Raw genomic sequence first — 1,076 nt, forward strand, 5'->3', positions numbered from 1 at the left:
GATGAGGTGGTGGGGTTTTTCGTCAACACGCTGGTGTTGCGGGTCGACCTGGGCGGTGACCCCACGGTGGCCGAGTTGCTGGGCCGGGTGCGACGGCGCAGCCTGGGCGCCTTCGAGCACCAGGACGTGCCGTTCGAGGTGCTCGTGGAGCGGCTCAACCCCGCCCGGTCCCTGACGCATCATCCGCTGGTTCAGGTGATGTTGGGCTGGCAGGGTTTGGCCGGGCGCACCGGCGAGCCGGCCTCGGGGCTAGATCTCGGTGATGTGCAGATCACCGAGATGCCGGTGGACACCCGTTCTGCCCGCACCGATTTGGCGTTTTCGTTGGCCGAACGTTTCACCGAGGCCGGTGAGCCGGCAGGGATCGGCGGGGCGGTGGAGTTTCGCACCGACGTGTTCGACACCGCCAGCATCGAGGCGCTGATCGGGCGGTTGCAGCGGGTGCTGGCGGCCATGACCACCGACGCGGCCCGGCGGCTGTCGGGCATCGATGTGCTCGATGCCGCCGAGCATGCGCGCCTGGATCGGTTGGGCAACCGCGCCGCGCTGGCACCACCCGCCGCCCCCGGGATATCGATTCCGGCGTTGTTCGCCCACCACGTGCAGACCGCGCCGGACGCGGTGGCGATCCGCTACCAGGGCCGCTCGCTGACCTACCGCGAGCTCGACGAGGCCGCCAACCGGTTGGCGCACCTGCTGGCCGGGCGCGGGGCGGGCCCGGGACACACGGTGGCGCTGCTGTTCAACCGGTCGGCACACGCGATCGTGGCGATGCTGGCGGTGCTCAAAACCGGGGCGGCCTACCTGCCGATCGACCCCGGCCATCCCGACGCGCGGATCGCCTTCATGCTCACCGACGCCACCCCGATCGCCGCGATCACCACCGCCGACCTACGCCCCCGGCTACAGGGGTACAACCTGCAGGTCATCGACATCGACGACCCAGCACTGCACACCCAACCCAGCACCACCCTGCCGGCGCCGGACCCAACCGACATCGCCTACCTCATCTACACCTCGGGCACCACCGGAGCCCCCAAAGGCGTTGCCATCACCCACCACAACGCGACACAGCT

At 69.8% G+C, this 1,076-nt stretch carries 1 protein-coding gene; it reads left to right on the plus strand.

The annotated features are described in order from the left end of the window. Positions 1-1,076: AMP-binding protein (locus AC5Y6X_RS24345; RefSeq protein ID WP_499989704.1), on the plus strand; the 1,076-nt coding region annotated here is incomplete at both ends.

This window comes from Mycobacterium sp. NGS26, from assembly GCF_059813025.1.